Origin of the sequence: Marinomonas sp. KMM3893 (genome assembly GCF_004352855.1) — a bacterium.
In the GTDB taxonomy this organism is placed as follows: domain Bacteria; phylum Pseudomonadota; class Gammaproteobacteria; order Pseudomonadales; family Marinomonadaceae; genus Marinomonas; species Marinomonas arenicola.
Genome location: NZ_SJSC01000003.1, coordinates 189,612 through 210,638 on the forward strand (window position 1 = coordinate 189,612; position 21,027 = coordinate 210,638).

The 21,027-nt window shown below is 46.3% G+C and carries 19 protein-coding genes; 12 read left to right on the plus strand and 7 right to left on the minus strand.

The features are described 5' to 3' along the window. Positions 1-216 precede the first annotated feature (216 nt). The 7 genes from serC to glgP all read left to right on the plus strand — a co-directional run bounded on the left by serC (position 217) and on the right by glgP (position 8,831). Complete coding sequence (gene serC / locus E0D71_RS08790) at positions 217-1,401, plus strand: 3-phosphoserine/phosphohydroxythreonine transaminase (protein WP_133002934.1); 1,185 nt, start codon at positions 217-219, stop codon at positions 1,399-1,401. Between the two features lie 267 nt (positions 1,402-1,668). Continuing rightward, entirely contained in the window at positions 1,669-2,361 is a 693-nt protein-coding gene (locus E0D71_RS08795) for a haloacid dehalogenase type II (protein WP_133002935.1), read from the plus strand. A gap of 176 nt (positions 2,362-2,537) precedes the next feature. Then, positions 2,538-3,695 carry an ergothioneine biosynthesis protein EgtB gene (gene egtB / locus E0D71_RS08800; RefSeq protein ID WP_133002936.1) on the plus strand — a complete coding sequence of 386 codons (1,158 nt, stop codon included), beginning with the start codon at positions 2,538-2,540 and terminating at the stop codon, positions 3,693-3,695. Between the two features lie 114 nt (positions 3,696-3,809). Next, entirely contained in the window at positions 3,810-4,163 is a 354-nt protein-coding gene (locus E0D71_RS08805) for a YkgJ family cysteine cluster protein (protein WP_133002937.1), read from the plus strand. Between the two features lie 5 nt (positions 4,164-4,168). Further along, positions 4,169-4,873, plus strand: a complete 705-nt coding sequence (locus E0D71_RS08810; protein ID WP_133002938.1) for a pseudouridine synthase — start codon at positions 4,169-4,171, stop codon at positions 4,871-4,873. Between the two features lie 62 nt (positions 4,874-4,935). After that, on the plus strand, positions 4,936-5,883 hold the full coding sequence (gene rho, locus E0D71_RS08815) for a transcription termination factor Rho (RefSeq protein WP_133002939.1): 948 nt from the start codon (positions 4,936-4,938) through the stop codon (positions 5,881-5,883). Positions 5,884-6,284: 401 nt separating this feature from the next. Beyond that, the gene (gene glgP / locus E0D71_RS08820) at positions 6,285-8,831 is read left to right on the plus strand and encodes an alpha-glucan family phosphorylase (RefSeq protein WP_133002940.1); all 2,547 of its coding nucleotides are present in this window, start codon (positions 6,285-6,287) and stop codon (positions 8,829-8,831) included. Between the two features lie 80 nt (positions 8,832-8,911). On the opposite strand, the gene E0D71_RS08825 is transcribed toward glgP, so the two are convergent. The 3 genes from E0D71_RS08825 to E0D71_RS08835 all read right to left on the minus strand — a co-directional run bounded on the left by E0D71_RS08825 (position 8,912) and on the right by E0D71_RS08835 (position 12,628). Next, entirely contained in the window at positions 8,912-9,685 is a 774-nt protein-coding gene (locus E0D71_RS08825) for an endonuclease/exonuclease/phosphatase family protein (protein ID WP_133002941.1), read from the minus strand. Between the two features lie 63 nt (positions 9,686-9,748). Beyond that, positions 9,749-11,203, minus strand: a complete 1,455-nt coding sequence (gene cls, locus E0D71_RS08830) for a cardiolipin synthase (protein WP_133002942.1) — start codon at positions 11,201-11,203, stop codon at positions 9,749-9,751. Between the two features lie 126 nt (positions 11,204-11,329). Beyond that, on the minus strand, positions 11,330-12,628 hold the full coding sequence (locus tag E0D71_RS08835; RefSeq protein ID WP_133002943.1) for a DEAD/DEAH box helicase: 1,299 nt from the start codon (positions 12,626-12,628) through the stop codon (positions 11,330-11,332). A gap of 258 nt (positions 12,629-12,886) precedes the next feature. Here E0D71_RS08835 and E0D71_RS08840 point away from each other — a divergent pair, with 258 nt between their 5' ends. Next, positions 12,887-13,282 carry an ACT domain-containing protein gene (locus tag E0D71_RS08840; RefSeq protein WP_133002944.1) on the plus strand — a complete coding sequence of 132 codons (396 nt, stop codon included), beginning with the start codon at positions 12,887-12,889 and terminating at the stop codon, positions 13,280-13,282. A gap of 108 nt (positions 13,283-13,390) precedes the next feature. Here E0D71_RS08840 and E0D71_RS08845 read toward each other — a convergent pair whose 3' ends face one another. Next, positions 13,391-13,762, minus strand: coding sequence for a glutathione S-transferase N-terminal domain-containing protein (locus E0D71_RS08845; protein WP_133002945.1), 372 nt, complete (start codon positions 13,760-13,762; stop codon positions 13,391-13,393). Positions 13,763-14,075: 313 nt separating this feature from the next. Here E0D71_RS08845 and E0D71_RS08850 point away from each other — a divergent pair, with 313 nt between their 5' ends. Beyond that, entirely contained in the window at positions 14,076-14,606 is a 531-nt protein-coding gene (locus tag E0D71_RS08850; protein WP_133002946.1) for a chorismate mutase, read from the plus strand. Positions 14,607-15,110: 504 nt separating this feature from the next. Further along, positions 15,111-15,581 carry a Dps family protein gene (locus E0D71_RS08855; RefSeq protein WP_133002947.1) on the plus strand — a complete coding sequence of 157 codons (471 nt, stop codon included), beginning with the start codon at positions 15,111-15,113 and terminating at the stop codon, positions 15,579-15,581. Positions 15,582-15,692: 111 nt separating this feature from the next. On the opposite strand, the gene E0D71_RS08860 is transcribed toward E0D71_RS08855, so the two are convergent. Further along, positions 15,693-16,478 carry a M90 family metallopeptidase gene (locus E0D71_RS08860; protein ID WP_133002948.1) on the minus strand — a complete coding sequence of 262 codons (786 nt, stop codon included), beginning with the start codon at positions 16,476-16,478 and terminating at the stop codon, positions 15,693-15,695. Positions 16,479-16,686: 208 nt separating this feature from the next. Here E0D71_RS08860 and E0D71_RS08865 point away from each other — a divergent pair, with 208 nt between their 5' ends. After that, positions 16,687-16,968: a hypothetical protein gene (locus E0D71_RS08865; protein ID WP_133002949.1), complete on the plus strand. Its 282-nt coding sequence runs from the start codon at positions 16,687-16,689 to the stop codon at positions 16,966-16,968. 278 nt (positions 16,969-17,246) lie between these two features. Beyond that, positions 17,247-18,245: a porphobilinogen synthase gene (gene hemB, locus E0D71_RS08870; protein WP_133002950.1), complete on the plus strand. Its 999-nt coding sequence runs from the start codon at positions 17,247-17,249 to the stop codon at positions 18,243-18,245. Positions 18,246-18,362: 117 nt separating this feature from the next. Here hemB and E0D71_RS08875 read toward each other — a convergent pair whose 3' ends face one another. Next, the gene (locus E0D71_RS08875) at positions 18,363-19,877 is read right to left on the minus strand and encodes an alanine/glycine:cation symporter family protein (RefSeq protein ID WP_133002951.1); all 1,515 of its coding nucleotides are present in this window, start codon (positions 19,875-19,877) and stop codon (positions 18,363-18,365) included. Positions 19,878-20,195: 318 nt separating this feature from the next. Continuing rightward, positions 20,196-20,888, minus strand: coding sequence for a 2'-5' RNA ligase family protein (locus E0D71_RS08880; RefSeq protein WP_133002952.1), 693 nt, complete (start codon positions 20,886-20,888; stop codon positions 20,196-20,198). Between the last annotated feature and the right edge of the window lie 139 nt (positions 20,889-21,027).

The window sequence follows — 21,027 nt, forward strand, 5'->3', positions numbered from 1 at the left end:
TCTTCTTCTTTTTGGTGCCAACGAAAGTTGATGTTGGTACTAAGCAATCAATAGGCATGGTCGTACTCTGATTGCCGATAGAGGGAAGTGAAGCGTCACTGTTTCCTTGCTTCTTTTCTGAAAGCCTGCTGCTTTTATTTCGGCGATGCTGCCATATCTAGGATTGACGCCTTGCTAAGACGTCGATTATGACTTGTTTGTGAAAGGTGAAATTGCATGAATACAGATAGCCATCCAGCGCTTCTTGGTTCGCTTAACTCGACGGCGCCTCACAGCGAAGTGATTAACTTTAGTCCAGGTCCTACGTCTTTGCCAAAGGCTGTGGAAGAGAGGATTGCCGGTTTATTTAATCAACCTGGATTGACCTCGCTGGCCTTGTCGCACCGTGCTCCTGAGTTTTTAGAGATACTGGATCACGCGGTGACGAAAGCCAGAGAAGTGATGGAAATACCGGATGATTATGAAGTGCTTTTTACTCATGGTGGTGGCCATGGGCAGTTTGCAGCCCTGCCATTAAACCTTTGTTATCAGCCAACCGATGTGGCGACTTATGTGGTGAACGGTACTTGGTCTGCACGGGGTGCTGAAGAGGCCAAGCGCTATTGCCATGTTCAGTCCATTGATGGGCGAGACCCTAAAACGGGTGCCTATATTGGCTTTCCTGAATTGACTGAGGAAAACATCGACCCTAACAGTAAATATGTTTACCTGTGCTCCAATGAAACGGTTAACGGTATTGAGTTGCATCGTTTGCCGACCCTGCCAGCTTCACGCAAACACATTCCTTTGGTGGTGGACGCCAGCTCAGATTTTTCTACCAAGCCAATTGATTGGCATGGTTGCGGTGTGGGCGTGTTGTTTGCCTGTGCTTCTAAGAACATAGGTCATCCAGGGTTAACCATGACGGTGATTCGCAAAGACTTGCTAGGGGAGGGTAAAGCCTCGCCACTTTGTCCTGGCGTGTTTAATTACACCACCAACAGCGAGGCTGGAAACTTATGGAATACCCCAGCGACCTTTAACATTGAAGTGGTCGGCTTTGTTATGGATTGGATCGAAGCCCAAGGTGGTGTGTATGAAATAGAATTACGCTCTATCGCCAAAGCGGCAGCGATTTATGATGTGATTGACAGTTCAAACGGCTTCTATGGCACACCGATAGAAAACAAAGCGTTACGCAGTCGAATGAATGTGCCTTTTAATATTAAAGGCGGTGATGAAGAGGCAACCAATGCTTTTCTGATCGCCAGTTGGGAAAAGGGCATGGTTGGATTACGCACCTTAACGCCGTTTGGGGTGGGCGACTACCTAAGAGCCAGCTTATACAACGGCGTGACCGTAGAAGAGGCCCAAAAACTGGCTGACTTTATGCGTAAATTTGCGGCCAAACAGGGCGCTTGATCACCGGCCGCCATGGCTTGACTAGCGTTGAACCATTAATTGCGCGCAGCCCCTTTTCTAATGTTAGAAAAGGGGCTTTTTTGTCGTCAGTGTTGACTGGCATTCATTGTGGCAATGTTTGACGTTTTTTAGCACTGTGTTAGCACATATTCAGTCTTGATAAATGGTATGTTTCGTACTTTAAACGGACGGCTAAGCCATCCACGTTAAGGTGGTGTTACATTCTGAATTGGCTGTTTTTATCACAATGAAAAACGAGACACTGCTATGAAACAAAAGACAATATTGTTCGATATCAATGAAACTGTGCTCAACCTAACGGCGTTAAAGCCTAAATTTGTGGCGGCTTTTGGCGATGACAGTGTGATGGCAACATGGTTTTCAATGCTGCTGCATTCGTCAACCGTCTGTGTTGTTACCGATGTTAAGACCGACTTTGCCTCCTTGGCTCGTGTTATGTTGGACAGCATTGCGACCCGCAAAGGCATTACCTTATCCGCCCAGATGCGCGACGAGATTCTAACGGGCTTTGCTAATCTGCCAGCTCACGAAGACATTCAACCTGCCTTGCGCCAATTACAAGACGCCGGTTTTCGCACCGTGGCCTTTTCAAACTCATCGCGTGATTTAATTGCTATGCAGATCAACAATGCGGGATTATCAGAATGCTTTGATGAGGTTATTTCTGTTGAAAGTACCGGCCGCTTTAAACCTGATCCAAAAGCTTACCAGTTTGCTGCTGAGCAGTTAGATCAACCACTGTCGTCTTTGCGTTTGGTGGCGACTCATGATTGGGATACCCACGGCGCTTTGTCGGTGGGCATGAAGGCGGCGTATATCGCACGTACGCCAGCGATTTACCACCCATTATATCGTCAAGCAGACATAGTCGCTGCCACCATGGGCGATATTGTAAAACAAATTATTGAGCTCGATGGTCCGCTAAAAGCGTCCGTTTAGCCTCATTTTTCTTGCCTGTAAGAGAGACTTTCTGGCCAGTCAATGGGTCAATACTGGATCTGGCTAAGGTCGCTCTTAAATTGAATGTTAGGCATAATAGGCGCCTTTTATTTTAGGCGCTGAATGCCTCAGGCATCTCCTCCCTGAAGCGACCCATAATCTCCAAGGTATAGACCATGTTATTAGCCCACTATCAAACCACACGAGAGCGGACTGAATCTCTTTGCGCACCGTTGAACACTGAAGACTATATTCCACAAGCGGCGGATTTTACGAGCCCTCCAAAATGGCATTTAGCGCATACAACGTGGTTCTTTGAAGAAATGATCCTGACCAAATATATGGCGGATTATGTGGTGTTTGATGCGCATTTTGGCTTTCTATTTAATAGTTATTACCACAGTGTGGGAGAACGGGCGGTACGTGCTCAGCGTGGATTAATGACGCGCCCCACGGTGGATCAAGTGTACCAATATCGCCATTACGTGGATGAGAATATTCAAGGTTTGCTCAAGGGCGAGGCATCAGAAGAAGTAAAAGAGCTGGTCAAACTGGGCATTCACCATGAACAGCAACATCAAGAGTTGTTGTTGACCGATTTAAAATACACCTTGTCATTAAACCCTATGTACCCGGTATACCAAAAGGACAGCAATCTGGTGGCCGGTCATAACGACAGCCAAGCGGCAAGTGAGTCCTGGATAGCGATCCAAGAAGGGGTTTACGAAGTCGGCTATGCTGGTGACGATTTTTGCTTTGATAATGAGCAAGGACGGCATAAGGTGTATGTGCAAGATTTTGAGATTTCAGCCTCTTTAGTGACCAATGGTGAATACATTGAGTTTATTGAAGCTGGGGGATACGACACCTTTAGCTATTGGTTTGATGAAGGTTGGGCATGGCGTTGTAAGCATCAAATCAACAGCCCCTTGTATTGGACCAAAATAGAAGGCCAATGGCATTATTACACCTTAGCAGGGTTAAAACCGTTGGATAGAGATGCGCTGCTATCCCATGTTTCCTATTATGAAGCGAGTGCGTTTGCCAGCTGGAAAAAAATGCGATTGGCCACGGAATTCGAATGGGAAGTGGCGTCGTCGCAGTTTGCTTGGGGGCAGCGTTGGGAGTGGACTTCTTCTGCCTATCAACCCTATCCGAAATTTAGCGTCAGTGACGGGGCAGTGGGAGAATACAATGGCAAGTTTATGGTCAATCAAATGGTGTTGCGAGGGGCGTCTGTTGCCACGTCTGAAGGGCATTCAAGGGCGACCTATCGAAACTTTTTCCACCCACATTTCCAATGGCAATATTCAGGCATTCGATTAGTAAAATAATAGCGCAAGCCTACCCTAAAGAAACATCTGGGTAGGCTTAGCCAAGCATTGGCTCAATGCATCGCGATGAACACAAAATAACAGTGCAGTGAGCCACATAAAAGGTGACAGTAAATGAATACTAACCGAGATATCATCGCGCGTTTACGCAGTAATATTCCCTCTTTTGAATGCACTCCAGGCTGTCATGATTGTTGCGGCCCTGTGACCACCTCGTCAGAAGAAATGTCACGCCTGCCAGTGAAAACAGACGCAGAGCATGACGCCGCCTTAGAAAATTTTTCCTGTGTACACTTAGGGCCAAATGGCTGTGAAGTATACGATGAGCGACCTTTGATTTGCCGATTGTTCGGCACTACGCCGAATCTGGCTTGCCCTAATAGTTGCCGACCCAAAGAAATGGTCGCGCCTGAGATTGAAGAGCAAGTGCATGAGTACATTGCGAGCACGCGACAAGTATTGGTCTGAGTCTTATGCGCCTTGATAAGTTTATTGCTAAAAGTACCGAGCTTAGTAAGCAGGATGTGTTGCACAGCATTCATCAGGGTGAGGTGAGCGTCAATGGCGTGGTCGTAACAAAAGAAGCCCAGCAAGTGCATGAGAATAATCAGATTCTCTTAAAGGGTGTTAGACTACAGCCACGGCCGTTTCGTTATTTGCTGATGCATAAACCCGCCGGCACGATTTGCTCGAACATTGATGAAGCTTACCCTTCTTTGTTTAATGGCTTGGAGATTGAGAAACGCTCCGAGCTGCACATCGTCGGGCGATTGGATGCAGACACCACAGGGTTGGTGTTAATGACCGACGACGGTCGCTGGTCTTTTAATATAACTCGACCTACGAACGCCTGTTGCAAAGTCTATCGAGTGACCTTATCGCAAGCCTTATCAGATGAGCGGGCAAAGGAAATTAGCGCGCAATTTGCACAGGGTATTCAGCTGCAAGGAGAGCGCCAGCTTACCTTACCAGCCACCTTACAAGTGATCGCGCCAAAAGACGTGCTGCTGACGCTAACAGAAGGTAAGTTTCACCAAGTAAAGCGCATGTTTGCCGCCGTAGGCAATCGTGTAATGGCCTTGCATCGAGAGCAAATTGGCACAGTTCGCTTGGATGTTGAGCTTGGTCAATGGCGCTATTTAACGCCTCATGAAGTTCAGTCTTTTGTGTCTGCTTAAACGATAATCAGACAATCAAAAGTCGCTTCACTATTTTATTATTTAGAGCAATTAATCCGATTATGACCAGAAAAATATTAAGTTTGAAGGGTAAGCGAGCCAAAGACCTTAACCCAGCAGAAGAAAGCCTTGAGGATCTGTATCCGAATGATCCGCAAAAACGCTTTCTTAATGGCGTAGCGGTTCATCCTTCTCCTTGTATTCGTTTGGAGTTAGGCTCTGCTGAATTGTCGGTCCGCGCAATGGATTTGATTTCACCGATAGGCATGGGGCAACGAGGCTTAATTGTTGCACCTCCTGGATCAGGAAAAACGACCCTGTTAAAGCATATTTGTCAGGCTGTGAGTACCGCGTACCCAGAGATTAAATTGTATGCCTTGCTGATCGACGAACGTCCAGAAGAAGTCACCGATTTTAAACGCAGTGTGTCCGCTGAAGTGCATGCCTCTTCGTCCGATAATAGCCATGCTCAGCATGTGCGTATCGCTGACGATTTATTGGACATGGCCTGTGCGCAAGCCGGTGAAGGTCAGAATGTGATGATAGTGATCGATTCCTTGACGCGCCTGTCACGAGTCCATAATGCAGGCCAACGCAGCAGTGGTCGAACCATGTCGGGCGGTGTTGATGCGCGCGCGTTAGAGATTCCTCGTAAACTGTTCGGGGCGGCCAGAAAAATTGAAAACGGTGGCTCATTGACGATTCTTGCGACTGTGTTGGTAGACACGGGAAGCCGCATGGATCAGGTGATTTTTGAGGAGTTCAAAGGCACCGGTAATATGGAAGTTGTGCTGTCGCGAGAAGTGGCAAGTCATCGAATTTTCCCCGCGTTGGACATCGCCAAAAGCGGCACCCGACGCGAAGAATTATTAATTGACCCTAACAACCTTGAACAAGTCAGAACGCTGCGCCGTGCTTTTACCAACCTAAAACCGCTTGATGGCACGCAAAAACTCGTTACCTTGCTAAAAGAATACCCAACCAACGCCGAGCTGCTTAAGGTGTTTTAAGCGCCAGTTGAGCCACCTTTATGGTGGTGGGCTTTTTGGCTGAGACGCTGTTGTATTGAGACGTTGCTGTCTTTAACTAAGCGCACAATATTGGCATATGATCTGTATGCTGCTCGAAAGAGGGTTAACGCTCGTTTACCCTTTTTTTATCGCCACTTTGGCACAGTTTCCGCATTTTTCATGATTTATCATCCCCCTTGTAGCACTTTACCTTTGTCGATGTAATGCAAGTCAATGTTCCCTTCATAATGCCTTTTCAATGATTTATCCAGCTGGTAGTTTTAGGCTGGTTGGCCGGTTAATGATGTCCTCACTTGGTTAGCAAGTAAGCGTCAAATTCGGCCCATCCCTCGATGACATTGCGCTAAACAATGCCCCAATAGATTCAAGCAGGAAGCGATATGGACACACAAACACCTTGTAGCTCACCACTGACCGCTCTTTTTCCAACCGAATTGGAAGGGTTTGATCAGTTAGCCGAGTTAGCTCTCGATTTACGTTGCTCATGGAATCATGCCACCGACGACATATGGCGACAGCTTGACCCTGAGTTATGGGCACTCACACACAATCCCTGGGGGTTATTGCAAACCGTATCGCGGGAGAAAATTCGCACATTGTTGGCCGATCCAGGGTATCGAGCGCAGCTTGATAAGCTGGTGAAAAAGAAACGTGAGGCGGAACAAACGCCTGCCTGGTTTCAACAAAATCACCCTAAATCGGCGCTTAATGCGGTGGCTTACTTCAGTATGGAGTTTATGTTGAGCGACGCGCTGCCTATTTATTCAGGTGGTCTGGGCAATGTTGCTGGGGATCAACTAAAAGCCGCTAATGATTTGGGGGTGCCTGTCATCGGCGTGGGGTTGCTTTATCAGCAAGGGTATTTCCGTCAGATAATCGATCAAAATGGTCTACAACAAGCCGTGTATCCCTATAACGATCCAGGGCAATTACCAATCTCACCTTTGCGTCATGCGAATGGAGAATGGTTACGCATAAAGCTGGATCTACCGGGTCATCCTATTTGGTTACGTGCTTGGCAAGTTCAGGTTGGTAGAACAAAGCTCTATTTACTAGACAGCAACGACACCGCAAATTATGCCCCGTTTCGTGCAATCACTAGTGAGCTTTATGGTGGCAGTGCGGATCTGCGTTTGATGCAAGAGTTGGTGTTGGGCATTGGCGGTTGGCGCTTGTTGAATGCATTGGGAATAGAGCCGGAGGTTTGTCATTTAAATGAAGGGCATGCCGCTTTTGCCATCTTAGAACGTGCGCGTTGCTTTATGAAAAAGAGTGGGCAGTCTTTTGCGGTGGCTTTGGCCGCCACGCGAGCAGGCAATGTTTTTACCACTCACACTGCGGTCGCCGCGGGCTTTGACCATTTCGCGCCCGCTTTGATTGAGCAGTGGCTCGGCGACTACGCCAACCTTGAGTTAGGCATTTCAACCCCTGATTTATTGGCGTTAGGGCAGGTGGATGCGAACCATTCTAGCGCTGACTTCAATATGGCGTATTTGGCCATTCGTGGCAGTGGTGCCGTCAATGGCGTGAGTGCGTTGCATGGTGACGTGAGCAGGCGACTGTTTGCCTCCTTGTTCCCTCGTTGGCCCTTGAACGAGATTCCCATAGGGCATATTACCAATGGTGTGCACACCCCAAGTTGGGACTCGGCGAGCGCAGATGAACTGTGGACGAAAGCCTGTGGCAAGGACCGTTGGCTTGGCGCCACAGACGAGCTAGGTCAATCCATTCGAGCCGTGTCGAATGCTGAGTTGTGGCGTTTTAGAACGGCGGCAAGCCAGACGTTTGTCAGTTACGTGCGCGAGCATCTAGTGCGTCAGATGGCGGCGTCGGGAACGCCTCAAGCGGACATGGAAGAAGCGCAGCATTTGTTTGACCCTAAAGTACTGACGCTTGGTTTTGCTCGACGTTTTGCGACCTATAAACGACCGAATCTATTGCTGCATGACCCCGCTCGCTTACTGCGCATATTAACCAACCCAGAGCGGCCTGTGCAGCTTGTTATGGCGGGGAAAGCACACCCAGCGGATCAGGCTGGTCAGGCATTGATTAAGCAGTGGATAGATTTTATTCGCCAGCCACAGGTGCGCCAACACGTCATCTTTCTGAGCGATTACGATATGTTGCTAAGTGGTCATCTGGTGGCGGGTGTTGATGTGTGGTTAAACACCCCGCAGCGGCCCTGGGAAGCGAGTGGCACCAGTGGAATGAAGGTGTTGGTAAACGGGGCCATTAACCTCTCTGAGCTGGATGGCTGGTGGGCTGAAGCGTATCGCCCTGATATTGGCTGGGCACTGGGGGATGGTAAAGAGCACGGTGATGATCCTGATTGGGATGCGATTGAAGCCGAGGCGCTTTATGACCTGCTCGAACAGGAAGTGATTCCTGAGTTTTACCAACGGGATGAACAAGGCATCCCGATCGAATGGACAACACGAATGCGTGAAAGCATGGCGCATTTAACGCCTCATTTTTCGACTAATCGAGTGGTTCGTGAATACACAGAGCTGCGTTATCTTCCGGCTGCGAAGGCTTTTCGTGAGCGTGCTGCCGACAATGGCGCACTCGCCAAACAAATCGCAGATTGGCAGCAAACGCTTGATCAGCAGTGGGCTGGGTTGCGCATTGACGGGGTGATGGCTAGACAAGAAAATCAGCAGTACTTCTTTTCTGCCAGCGTCTTGCTTAATGGTTTAGCGCCACAGGACGTGAGTGTTGAACTCTATGCCGACGGTGTGGACGGCAAGGAAGCGCTACGACAGACGATGGTGTGTGAATGCCTACCGGATGACAGCAAAGGCGCTCATTTGTATCGTTTAACCGTGCCTGCGTCGCGCGCCTTAACGAATTACACGTTGCGAATCATACCGTGTCGAGAAGGTATATCCACGCCGCTGGAGGTCAATCATATCGTATGGGAGCATTGAGTGCTCTGAGATAAAAGTGCTCTTATCATGGCGTTATGGCCCTGAGCAATTGCCCCTTCAGTCGTGTGTTTTAACGTCTGCTAGTTAGGCAGGTGCAGTGACAGACTGATGGGGTAGTGGTCGGATGAATGAATGTCGGTGTGGACCTGCACATGAGTTACGTCTAGGCCTCGGCAGTAGACATGATCGAGATGTCGGAACAGGTGATTCAACCTAGGTTGACGAATCATGTCTACTTTTCCCAATGCAAAAGCGGCGGCGAGCTTATTAAAGTCCGACAGCCTTTTTTTGTTCCAAGTATTAAAATCCCCAGCCAATATAATGGGCCCTTTATGGTCTTGTAGCGTGTGTGATATTTGTTCGAGATGGGCTCTGAATTTTTCGATGGAAACAAAATTGATCAGGTGCGCATTGACCACCAAGAGGGATGATTCATTGTGAGCCGATTCACGCTGAGTCAGTGGGTATTCGATGGCCAACAGCATTTTTTTGGTTTGAGTGAGCGGCTCTCCATGGTCAGATGCAGAAAAATACTGAGATTTGGCGGTAACAGAGGAGCCTGTTTTTACCCCAGTTTCTATGTTGGTTTTTACGTTCCGAAAGCTGCTCGCCATAATCCATTGATGCTGAGATGATTTATGAAACAGGTTATCGAATGGGGAGTTTAAAACCGCTTCCTGTAAAAGCACCAAATCTTTGTTGTGAATCAGGCTGGAAAAATCTTTTTGCCAGCCTTTTTTCTTGCATTTAAACACATTCCAAAGCAGCAGTTCGATGTTCGGTCCCAGTGTTTGCTCAGGCGCATTTCCCATTAAGGTAAGTGATTCAACTGTGTGATAACGATGTGTAATCATGGAATAAAACCTCAAATAAATACGCTAGCGGTTTGTTGCTACTCTGTTCTGTCCTACATGATTTTATAAATAGGGGGAAAACAAACGAAACAAGTTATTGCGGATTTTTTTGTAAATAGGCAATTGGCTCATTTCTTCTTCTATAACCAGCTCTGCATTTTTTTGCTTTTCATTAAACAGCTGGGTTAATTGTGCATTGAGCGTGCTGTCAAAGCATTCTAAATTAATCTCGAAGTTAAACTCTAAGCTTCTTGCGTCCCAATTGGTGGAGCCGATAAAAGACCAAACATCATCGATGATGACAATTTTGCTGTGATCAAAGGGGCGTTTGTTTTTGTAGATGCGAATGCCGTGTTCGAGTATTCGCGAAAAGTTGGCCTCCATGACCCAGTCTACAAAAGGGATGTTACTGTGGGCAGGAACGATAATATCGACCGCCACACCACGTAAAGCGGCAGCGTGAAGCGACGTCATCAGGGTTTGATCTGGGATAAAATAGGGGGTGATGATTTTGACGCTTTTTTGCGCGCAAACTAAGGCGTTAATCAGTGTCCAGCGTATTCTATTATGGTATTCATCTGGTCCGTCTTGTACTACGCGAGCCACGATAGGGTGGCTTTTTTCTGGCCGAGGTTTATGCAGATCAAACAAAGGAAATTGGATGCGCTTACCTGTGGCAAAGAACCAATCTTCCACAAAGACTTTGCTTATTTGGTCGATGACAGGACCCGTTACTTTAAAATGAACGTCATCAATGGGGTGTTTTGAGGCCTTTACCAGATTGTTTTTACTGACATTCATGCCGCCAATATAGGCAACTTCGCCGTCCACACAGAGTATTTTCCGGTGGTTTCTTAGATTAATAAAACGAATGCCCGTTAGAGAAACCGCGGGTAGAAAACGGGCGGTGTTTACCCCTCTTTTTTTCAAGGCCCGATCCGATTTACGCCAACTGTAGCCGACCCCAATGCCGTCCAATAGAACGTTGACAGTAACGCCTCTTTGGTGGGCTTCGGCCAGCGCCTTAACAAATTGTCGACCTAATGAATCGTAGTCAAAAATATAGCTTGAGAGCACCACATAGTGCTGGGCATTCTTAATGGAGCGGATCATTTCCGGGTAAGCGGTATCGCCATTAATTAGCGGTGTAATGGCGTTGTGTGCGACAAAACTAACTGGGTGAATGGCGTACCCTGCCGTAATGGAGGAGTGCCAAGTGTCAGGCAAAGAGTGAAAATCAAGGGCGGAAGCTTGGTTACGAAAGTCCTCTTTGAGTGTCTGAGGGTGCTCTTTTTGAGCCAGTCGCTTAATGCGGTTTATACCAAAGAGCCAATAGAACATACTGCCGATAAAGGGGGAAAAGATGACTAAACCAATCCAAGCCAATGAAGTGCGATCATTTTCTTTAAACAGTAAGACATGCAGCGAAGTGAGCAAAGATAAGCTGATGTGTAAGATCAGTACATTGGTAACCCAATGGACATAAACCCAATCAATCAATGATTCCGCTATTTGCATAAACTCCATCCTAGCCAGCCGTCGATACGCAATAAAAAAGAGGCCATGAGGCCTCTTTACATTCTACTCCGAGAAACGATCTTTACGAAATCTGTCTGCCAGTGTTTGCGGCTGAGTTACTTACTCTTATGACTGCGCTCTGCGTTTTTTTTGTGGCGCGTCGCTTTTTGACTTAATCGGATGTTTAGGTTTTGTGCCTGTTCTTGGTTTCGATGGGCCTTTTCGCTCTGGCGCTTTGCTCTTACGAACAAAATTCAACACAGAAACGGGTACTGTTTTTCGAACCGGGAATTCATCGATTTCTTCACGTTCGATAACATGTTTCAAACGGCTTTCAATCGCGCATAGGTTTTTAAAGTCACCCATAGCAACAAAAGAAATGGCTTCACCGTCTGCACCAGCACGGCCAGTTCGACCGATACGGTGAACGTATTCTTCTGGCTTGAATGGCAAATCGTAGTTAACAACACGGCTTAGATCGCCAATGTCGATACCGCGTGCGGCAACGCCGGTTGCGACTAAGTATTTTAATTTACCGGATTTGAAATCAGCCAGAATCTTTTCACGCATGGCTTGGCTTCTATCACCATGAATCGAGTCTGCTACTATGCCGCGCTTGGCAAGTTGAGCAACAAGCTTGGCAGCACCGTGTTTTTTCTCAATGAAAATCAGCGCCTGATCCCATTGGTGTTCCTTGATCAAATGGCTAAGCAATGCTGATTTAGTGTCTTTATCAACCGTGATTAACCACTGTTTGATGGTTGGTGCTGTTTTGGTACGCGGTGAAATTTTGATTTCTGTTGCGGCTTCACTGACCTTGCTGTCAGCAAAATCGTAAGAAAGTGAGCGTACACTGTCTGTTATGGTTGCTGAGAAAAAGAGATTTTGACGGTGCTGAGGTAGGCGATCTAATATTTTATACAGATCGTCTGAGAAGCCCATGTCGATCATTCGATCGGCTTCGTCCAACACTAATACTTCAAGCTCATCAAAGTGAATCGCACGTTGATGCGCCAAATCAAGCAATCGACCAGGCGTCGCGACCAGAATATCAACACCTTCAATTAGGCGTTGCTTTTGTGGCTCTATATCCACACCACCGTAAACGGCCATAGACGTGAGCTTTAAATTTTTGCTGTACAGAGCAATATTGGCTTCTACCTGCACGGATAATTCACGTGTTGGTGTCAGGATAAGGGCGTGTACGCGTTTGCCGCGTAGGGTGCGTTCTTTATTCAGCTTTTCTAGAATCGGTAGAACAAACGCCGCCGTTTTACCGGTACCGGTTTGCGAAGTTGCGACTAGATCTTTACCAGCAAGGATAACCGGAATGGCTTGTCGCTGAATTTCGGTAGGGGTGCGGTAACCCAGTGCTTTGGTGGCTTTTACAAGAGGGCTGGATAACCCTAGTTTTGAAAATGGCATAGAGGCTCGGACAGATTGTCATAAGGAGAGTAGCGCGCAGTATAACGTAAAACGCCTCTTATCGTTGCCTGATTCTTGCAAAATAAGACATGATATTGAGAATCAAAAAGGCACCCTTGGTAAGTCAATGTAAGCGCTGTTGTTGACCCTTTGTTTATGGGGTTTAAAGGAGAGCGGCATGATTTGGGGTCTGCCATCAAACGTGGGTTGTGTTAAAGTCTAGAATTTACAATCCTTTCCCCTTTAAGGAGTTTTTTTATGTCCGGTATGATGGACCTTAATGGGCTGTTAAGCAGCATGTCACCTAAGCTACAAGCAGAAGAATTTGTATTTTGTACAAGCAAAGACGCTGACTTTGATTATAAAGATTTGTTGCCAGTGGCGACATTTCGCGAAGCAGAAGGGCTAACGCTGATCCTACCGTTGGCGTCGGCTAAGCAAGCGGGTTTTGATTGCGATGGTGTCTACAAACAAATTACGTTAACGGTTCATTCAAGCTTAGAAGCCGTTGGTTTAACCGCCGCCATTGCTGCAAAACTTACCGAGAAAGGCATCAGCGCAAATGTTGTTGCTGCGTATTATCATGACCATATTTTTGTCCAGAAAGACAAAGCTGAAGCGGCTATGTCGGCGTTACAAGAATTAATCGGCTAGCGCCTTGTCTCTTAGGAAATACAGATAAAAAAATGGCCGCTGTCTACAGCGGCCATTTTTATTTGGGCATTGCCCAGTGTCTTTTTCGTTTCGCCCTTTACTCTAAGGTTAGGCGAAGCGTTTCTCTAGATAGCGAATGATATCTGAAGATTCGTACATCCATTCTACTTTGCCATCTTGCTCAATGCGCAAACAAGGCACTTTGACTCGACCACCGCCTTCTAGTAACGCCTTGCGATGTGGAGACCCTTCAGATGCGCTGCGCTTTTCAATTGGCAGGTTCAGCTTGTATATTGCGCGGCGAGTTTTGATGCAGAAAGGGCAGGCGAAGAATTGGTAAAGCGTTAGGTCTTTTGCAGCCATATTGACGGCTTGTTGCTTTTCTGGCGTACGCTTTACTTTTGATCCTCGGGTGACAAGATCAATGGTTGCGATGATAGCGCCTAGCAGGTTACGGATTAGATTAATAAGTATTTTCATGCGAGTAGCTTGTTTGCCTTCTTAATAAATAGGAATGGTATCAAATTGTGCTCATTCTAGCGGTAATGCGCCAATTGTATAAGTGCTAGCAGCGAATGTTTTTTGAGGCTATGACTGGCGGTGTCTTTTACAGACCGTTCGGAGCGTTCGGTTCGCCCCGTTTTTTGAGATGGCTTTGGTTGTTTTGAGGCCGCCATTATGAGATTTTTACTGTGTTTTTTGAGCACTCGTTAACAAGGACACGTTTTTTGTTAAGGTCTTGTTCTTTAAGTCTGATGGCGTTATTTAAACCAATAAAAATAGGATGTTTGTTATGTTAAAAAAGTCTCTTCTGGTGTGTATGTCAATGGCATCGTTTTCGTGTTTTGCGGCCACGCCTACCTCACTTAGCCTTTTTCAAACCGTTAACGAAAGATTGAGTTACATGGAAGATGTTGCTTTGTACAAGGCTCAACATCATAAAGCCATTGAAGACTTATCTCGTGAAGCGGTTGTGATTAGCAAGGCGGGCGAATCGGCCCAAAAGTATCAGCTTAATAAAGCCAGTATAGAAAATTTTACCGCCGCTCAAATTAGTGTCGCCAAAGCGATTCAATATCGCTACCGTGCCGACTTGCTGAGCAAGCCGACAGACTCTAAACCTCGAGATTTAACAAGCGTTATTCGACCAGCCCTAATTCAATTAAATAATGAGCTGAATAAAAACTTATCCACTTATTTGGCATCAGGTCATAAAATTACTCAGAATGATTGGCCAGAATTTAAAGACACCTTGGACAACCACTACATAAGTGAGTCCGATAAACGTATGTTATTTACCGCATTAGAAAAGATAAAACGTTAAATGACGCTCATGGCATGTTAAAGAATATTGGCTTTTTTAACCGCCAATACTCAACGTAAAATAAGTCGCTGCCAGTTGGAAGGGTTTTCGGGCTGGCACCGCTCTTTAATAGCATGATGTATTATTCATGCTTGGAAATTGTCTTAAGTCATGCTGTCAGCTTTCTTGCTGTTATCTCCTCATTTGCTACAAGTTAACCCATTTCGAAGACCTCTTCTTTTCTGTAATAATATAGTTATGCCACACGGATTAACTGTGTCGTATTGAGAATGAAGCCTTAGGGCGGTTTAAATTGTGTTTGGTTTTTTACCCACAGACTGAGCGAAAATAGAGCAGGCTTTTGGCCTTGTAATCGCCAATGAATCAAAAGAGAGAGAAGGGTTCAGGCTTCATGTTAACGAATGAATTTTATCGTGGAATACGCTGTTTTTAAAAACGGCTGATTGGGTTTTGTTAGCGCGTTTAATCAATGCCGTATCACGATGTTAGTAATGAGGTAATAACATGACAGACATTAATATTGGTATTAATAAAGAAAATCGATCTGAAATTTCAGAGGGATTAAAGCGTCTTTTAGCCGATTCCTATACCTTGTATTTACAAACTCATAATTTCCATTGGAACGTGACCGGCCTTCAGTTCCGCGAACTGCACCTAATGTTTGAAGAGCAATACCAAGAGTTGGCAACCGCGGTAGATGACATTGCAGAGCGTATTCGTACTCTTGATGTGCCCGCGCCTGCTACCTATAAAGAATTTGCCAAACTGACTTCTATTGAAGAAGTAGAGGGTGTTCCTAGCTCTGCGCAGATGGTTAAACTATTAACCAAAGGCCACGAACAAGTCATCAGAACCGCTCGCAAGGTGTTAAAAGTGGCTCAAGAAGCGGGCGATGAATCTTCAGCTTCTTTGGTCTCTGATCGTATGCGAACCCATGAAAAAACCGCTTGGATGTTGAGAGCGACTCAAGCCTAACCCGTATCAGGCCTAACCCGTGTCAGGCCAGTGACATCATGTCGCTGGCTTTTTCCCCTACGAACACCATCGCCCTAGATAACTCAATACCAAACCGCTTACGGACTCAGTCTATTGGGCTGCGTTATTCGCGTTAGGGTCTTGTCGATAAAACTGACACAGCAGGCGATACACCTCAGGCATGTGTTTTTTCATTTTGTGAGGCGCTTCGAAAAAGGTTTCACTGCACACCGCAAAAAATTCAGCAGGATTGGTCAGCGCATATTCATCAAGAGGCAGTGGGCGATGATGTTCCCAGTCGCTGGATAAACGATCCCAAGCGGCGCTAAAGGTGTGATGCCATTCACCTGGTCGCATGTCTGGGTGCATCGGTGGAGCCCCATTGGCGCCATCGCGTAGCATGTCCAGTTTATGGGCAAACTCATGAATCACGACGTTGCTTGCATGGCCGTGTCTGGCATGGGCGCCAGTCTCACAAATCGATTCCCATGACAGTATTAAAGGCCCACGGAGCCAAGCTTCGCCACTCAAACCAGGGGCCTGACTATGAACGACGCCATCGTCACTTTGATAAGGGCGATTTGGAATAAAGTCCCCTTGATAGAGGATGATCGTGCTCCAATGGTCGTACCAGTGCAGCCCTAGATGCAAGATGGGCACGCATGCCATGGTCGCAAGGCGCAAGCACATGTCATTGGTTAGCTCTGCTCCGCCGCCAGGAGAAATGGTTTTATGGACAAGAAAGCGCAGGGTCAGTTGGCGTAAAGCGTCGCGCTCTTCACCTTGATAGCGTGTCATTACAGGCCAGCTAGCGACAGCGGCTTCCCATTGCTCTGGCGTGATCTCAAGCTGATCGATGTGACGCGCTTCCCACCAGTGACTGAGTTTATTGAACATGAGAATACCTTGATAAGTGGCCAATGACAGTCAGAAAAACGTTATTTTAGGCGCAAATAAAGTTGCTAACACAGGCATGAATCAGAGATTATTATCTTCTGATTGTCGTGTGAAAAGTTTTTGGGCATAAACAGGCGACTCTGCCGTTATAATCAGCATTATAAACCATCATTGATGAAACTAAATACAGCCATAAAAAGGGTTCAACATGCACGTGGATAAAGCGCAAAAACGTATCGCGAAACAAGTAAAAAAAGGTTTCAAAGGGTACCCCGCTATTTCATTAGAATATTTTGGTAAGACAAAAGAGTTGGCAACAGAAGTGGCGATTAGCTTTGTGATGGAAGAGGGCGACGCGCCACAAGAGCAACGTTTCTCATGCGAAACAGATGTGCGCGAAGACGAAACGATCCAGTCCGTATTGGTTAAAATTATTGAACGAGCTGACGCTAAAAGTGTGACCGAAGTAGCGGGTGTGACCCTGCTATAAAGCGCTAGAACGCGCGTTAGAACCCCTTGTCCTATAAAAAAACGGGGCGTCATTGTGATGACGCCCCGTTTTTTTATGTTGAGAAGTGGCTCTTGGGCTCTCCCTAGGGTCATGACATTCTGTGTCTTTTCCATGTTTTCTGATGCAAGCCATAGAAATGTGTTTATTCCATGAATCTCTTTTGCTTGCCGTAGCCTGTGCCCTTCTTTGGGGTGTACCCTTTATTCCAACCGATTTTTGAATGCGTGTTTTAACGCGCTTATTAGTAAGGAATGTTCATGTCATCTGCTGTTTCTGTTGGTCCATTAAAACGTTTACGTCGTCTTCGGGGCACGCCTGCCATGCGGGATTTAGTGCGCGAGCATGACTTTTCTTTGAGCGATTTAATTTACCCCTTGTTCATCGAAGAAGACATTAATAAGGCGATACCTCTGACGAAGTTGCCGGGTATTTTGCGTTTACCGGAACAGGATTTAGCACAAGAGGCAAAGGACTTGTTTGCCTTGGGGATTCGCTATGTTATGCCATTTGGTATTAGTCATCACAAAGACGCACTAGGCAGCGACACTTGGCAAGACGACGGTTTGTTAGCACGGATGATTTTAACCATCAAAGAAGCGTGCCCAGAGATGGTGGTGATTCCTGATATTTGTTTTTGTGAATATACAGATCACGGTCATTGTGGCGTAGTGCACAACGGCGATGTGGAAAATGACTCAAGCGTTCACAACCTAGTAAAACAGTGTATTACCGCGGCTAAGGCTGGCGCGGATATGCTGGCACCATCGGCGATGATGGATGGACAAGTGCTGGCTATTCGTCAAGGATTGGACAACGCAGGCTATAAAAATGTGGGCATTTTGGCCCATTCGGCGAAATTTGCTTCCTCTTTTTATGGACCTTTTCGCGAAGCGGTCGAAAGCGAACTGGATGGCGATAGAAAATCGTATCAACTCGATTGCGCTAACGGCCGTCAAGCTATGCAAGAAGCGTTATTGGATGAACAAGAGGGCGCTGATATCTTGATGGTTAAGCCAGGTACACCCTATTTGGATGTGTTGGCCAATTTACGCAAAGAGACACATCTTCCACTGGCGTCTTACCAAGTTGGCGGTGAGTACGCAGGCATCAAGTTTGCTGCGCTGGCGGGCGCACTGGATGAGCAACAAGCGGTGTTTGAAACTCTGGTTGGTTTTAAACGGGCAGGGGCTTCGTTGATTGTGACGTATTATGCAAAACAAGTGGCAGAGTGGTTAGCAGAAGACGCCATGAGTTAACACGATGCGCTGGCTTTTACGGCAAGCCATCAGCCAGTAAGGCGAGGGATAAAAAAAACGGCCAATCGGAAACGATTGGCCGTTTTTCTTATCAAGAAAGCGTATTAGCAATAGACGTTATTTGTTTTTCGCATCTTCTGCTTGTTGCTTTTCATAACGCTCTTCCCAGAAATCAGCGCCTTTAATGCCAAGGGCTTTCGGGTTAAACGTGTATTTTTCAACGCCTTCGGCTTTTTGACGTTCATAGTCACGAAGGGTTTTCATCGTTGGCTTCGCGAGGAAGAAGATAACCAAAATACCAACAATGTTTATCCAAGCCATTAAGCCAACGCCAACATCACCCAGGTTCCAAATGTAACCTGCTGTGTTAACGGTACCGTATGCCACCATGAACATGATCAAGAGTTTCACTAAGGTTAGTGGAATGTTGAATTTTAATGCACGGCGTAGGTAGGCTACGTTGGTTTCGGCAATATAGTAGTAAGCCAAGATAGTGGTGAAGGCGAAGAAGAAGAGCGCGACGCCAACAAACACTGGACCAACACCACCAAATACACTGGCTAAAGCCATTTGTGTGAAGGCAGGAGAAGAAATGATTGTTGATGGGTCAACGTGTTGAACGATGAACTGACCATCAGGTAGGCTACCCTGAATATTATATTGCTGGGTAATCAAGATCATCAATGCGGTTGCCGTACAGATAAACAGCGTATCCACATACACAGAGAAGGCTTGAACAAGACCTTGTTGTGCAGGGTGTTCTACTTCTGCAGCGGCGGCGGCGTGAGGGCCTGTACCTTGACCTGCTTCGTTGGAATAAACACCACGTTTTACACCCCAACCGATCGCCGCACCAAAGCCTGCTTGAGCAGTAAAGGCGTCAGAGAAGATCAGTTTGAAGATATCTGGCACTTGGTGAATGTTTAGAAAGACAACGATCAACGCCATGACAATGTAACCCAATGCCATGAAAGGAACGATGATTTGTGTGAAGTTGGCAATTCGCTTGATGCCGCCAAAGATGATGAAGGCCAAGACCAACAAAATCACCGCCAAAGCCACCAATTTGGTTGAGCTAACGTCACCGAATGAGCTTGATACTATGTTACCTGGCCCGAAAATTTCTACTACGGCGTTGCCTACAGCATTGGCTTGGATGCCTGGTAAGAAAATACCACATGCAATAATAGAAGACAGGGCGAATAAAATGCCCAACCAGCGCCAGCCAAGGCAGCGATCAAAATAATACGCTGGACCACCACGGTATTGACCGTCTTCACTGACTTTGTAAAGTTGACCTAATGTAGATTCCGCGTACGCCGTGCTAGCGCCTAAGAAAGCAACAACCCACATCCAAAATACGGCGCCAGGGCCACCAAAACCAATGGCAGCAGCAACACCTGCAATATTACCCACACCCACACGGCCAGATAAAGAAACCGCTAGAGCTTGAAATGATGAAATGCCTTTGTCAGATTGATTTGAGTTAAGCAGTAGGCTACACATTTCTTTGAAATGTCTAACTTGGGCGAAGCGAGTAAGTATGGAATAGAATAATCCAGCGCCAAGGCACAGATAGATTAATACTGGGCTCCAAATGACTCCATTTAAGAAATCAATGAATGCTTGCATATGATGTTCTCCAAAGTGATTGCTTGGTAAGCATTGTTATAATTTTCGCAAAGTCTTATTAGGTGCTAATAATCCTAAGTCCTTCTATTAGCAAGCCGACAACGTTGAGGAAAAACGCGTTAATGGGTTGGCTTGCAAACGAGAAAAGCGGTAGCAATCTAGCATGAAAAATGGAAATGAAAAAGCAAATCGGAGTTTCTTGATAAAAATAACGTTTTTTCTGATAAAACAACAAGCTGTGGTTGTTTTTTAGACAGCTTGAGGCGCTAAAACGAGAAACATCAAAACGGCCGTTTTCTCGTTTTTAACCGCGCAGCGTTAGTTGAAATAGTAATGAGCAATGACGTCTTTCTGTTGTCCCCATTGGTCAGATATACCTATGCCAACGCCTATGATTTGGCCTTTTGCTTGGGGAGGATTCGCTTTCATCTTAATATTAAATGGCGCTAGCTTAGGGCTTTTTTCATTGGCAAGTAAGGTTAAATGCGGTTGAAAATTTTGGAAGACGTTTGGGCTGCCATAACGTTTGAAGGCGGCCAATTTATTTGGAAAGTGTTTCACCCAAGTTGGCAGCGTGGCCTGTTTATCACGCAGTGGCTCTATGGCTAAGGTGATTTCGTCCGCCAGTCTTTGTAGCCTAGTTGAGGGGACCAAATCGAGAAAGGCCCAATGGCTTTGGGTAACGGTTAAGCCTTTTGCTTGAATGGGGAATGGCTGAAAACGAGCGACCACTTTTTTCACTTCTTCTAAAATGGCGCCTTCAGAACCTTCTGGAAAGTCAGTGAGATATAAAGTGGCGTGAACAGGAAAGCCTTTTTCGTAAAACGTCGTAATTCCCTCTTTTTTGAGTGAATCACTGGTGGTTTGAACTAAATCTATAATGGGTTGAGAAGGAATGGCAAAAACATTCAAGCTAATGCTTTTTGTCGCCGCGTTGGCGGAGAATGCAATGAGGCTGAGAATAAATGTCAGCGTGAGTTTTAGCCTAGTAAAGCAGTGTGCCCTGATCATACTTGCGGTCCTTTTGCAGAGTTAATAAGCCTATGAAAGGCATAGTAAGGGGTGCCATGATAATCAGTAAATAGGTATTTTATGAAATTCAAATGACAAGTCAGAATAAGAGGCTGGATTATCCGAAGAGGGGCGGCGC

Excerpts from the sequence above, each read along its gene's own strand:
- serC (WP_133002934.1), top strand. The coding sequence starts at position 217 with ATGAATACAGATAGCCATCCAGCGCTTCTTGGTTCGCTTAACTCGACG.
- E0D71_RS08795 (WP_133002935.1), top strand. The coding sequence starts at position 1,669 with ATGAAACAAAAGACAATATTGTTCGATATCAATGAAACTGTGCTCAAC.
- egtB (WP_133002936.1), top strand. The coding sequence starts at position 2,538 with ATGTTATTAGCCCACTATCAAACCACACGAGAGCGGACTGAATCTCTT.
- E0D71_RS08805 (WP_133002937.1), top strand. The coding sequence starts at position 3,810 with ATGAATACTAACCGAGATATCATCGCGCGTTTACGCAGTAATATTCCC.
- E0D71_RS08810 (WP_133002938.1), top strand. The coding sequence starts at position 4,169 with ATGCGCCTTGATAAGTTTATTGCTAAAAGTACCGAGCTTAGTAAGCAG.
- rho (WP_133002939.1), top strand. The coding sequence starts at position 4,936 with ATGACCAGAAAAATATTAAGTTTGAAGGGTAAGCGAGCCAAAGACCTT.
- glgP (WP_133002940.1), top strand. The coding sequence starts at position 6,285 with ATGGACACACAAACACCTTGTAGCTCACCACTGACCGCTCTTTTTCCA.
- E0D71_RS08825 (WP_133002941.1), bottom strand. The coding sequence starts at position 9,685 with ATGATTACACATCGTTATCACACAGTTGAATCACTTACCTTAATGGGA.
- cls (WP_133002942.1), bottom strand. The coding sequence starts at position 11,203 with ATGCAAATAGCGGAATCATTGATTGATTGGGTTTATGTCCATTGGGTT.
- E0D71_RS08835 (WP_133002943.1), bottom strand. The coding sequence starts at position 12,628 with ATGCCATTTTCAAAACTAGGGTTATCCAGCCCTCTTGTAAAAGCCACC.
- E0D71_RS08840 (WP_133002944.1), top strand. The coding sequence starts at position 12,887 with ATGTCCGGTATGATGGACCTTAATGGGCTGTTAAGCAGCATGTCACCT.
- E0D71_RS08845 (WP_133002945.1), bottom strand. The coding sequence starts at position 13,762 with ATGAAAATACTTATTAATCTAATCCGTAACCTGCTAGGCGCTATCATC.
- E0D71_RS08850 (WP_133002946.1), top strand. The coding sequence starts at position 14,076 with ATGTTAAAAAAGTCTCTTCTGGTGTGTATGTCAATGGCATCGTTTTCG.
- E0D71_RS08855 (WP_133002947.1), top strand. The coding sequence starts at position 15,111 with ATGACAGACATTAATATTGGTATTAATAAAGAAAATCGATCTGAAATT.
- E0D71_RS08860 (WP_133002948.1), bottom strand. The coding sequence starts at position 16,478 with ATGTTCAATAAACTCAGTCACTGGTGGGAAGCGCGTCACATCGATCAG.
- E0D71_RS08865 (WP_133002949.1), top strand. The coding sequence starts at position 16,687 with ATGCACGTGGATAAAGCGCAAAAACGTATCGCGAAACAAGTAAAAAAA.
- hemB (WP_133002950.1), top strand. The coding sequence starts at position 17,247 with ATGTCATCTGCTGTTTCTGTTGGTCCATTAAAACGTTTACGTCGTCTT.
- E0D71_RS08875 (WP_133002951.1), bottom strand. The coding sequence starts at position 19,877 with ATGCAAGCATTCATTGATTTCTTAAATGGAGTCATTTGGAGCCCAGTA.
- E0D71_RS08880 (WP_133002952.1), bottom strand. The coding sequence starts at position 20,888 with ATGATCAGGGCACACTGCTTTACTAGGCTAAAACTCACGCTGACATTT.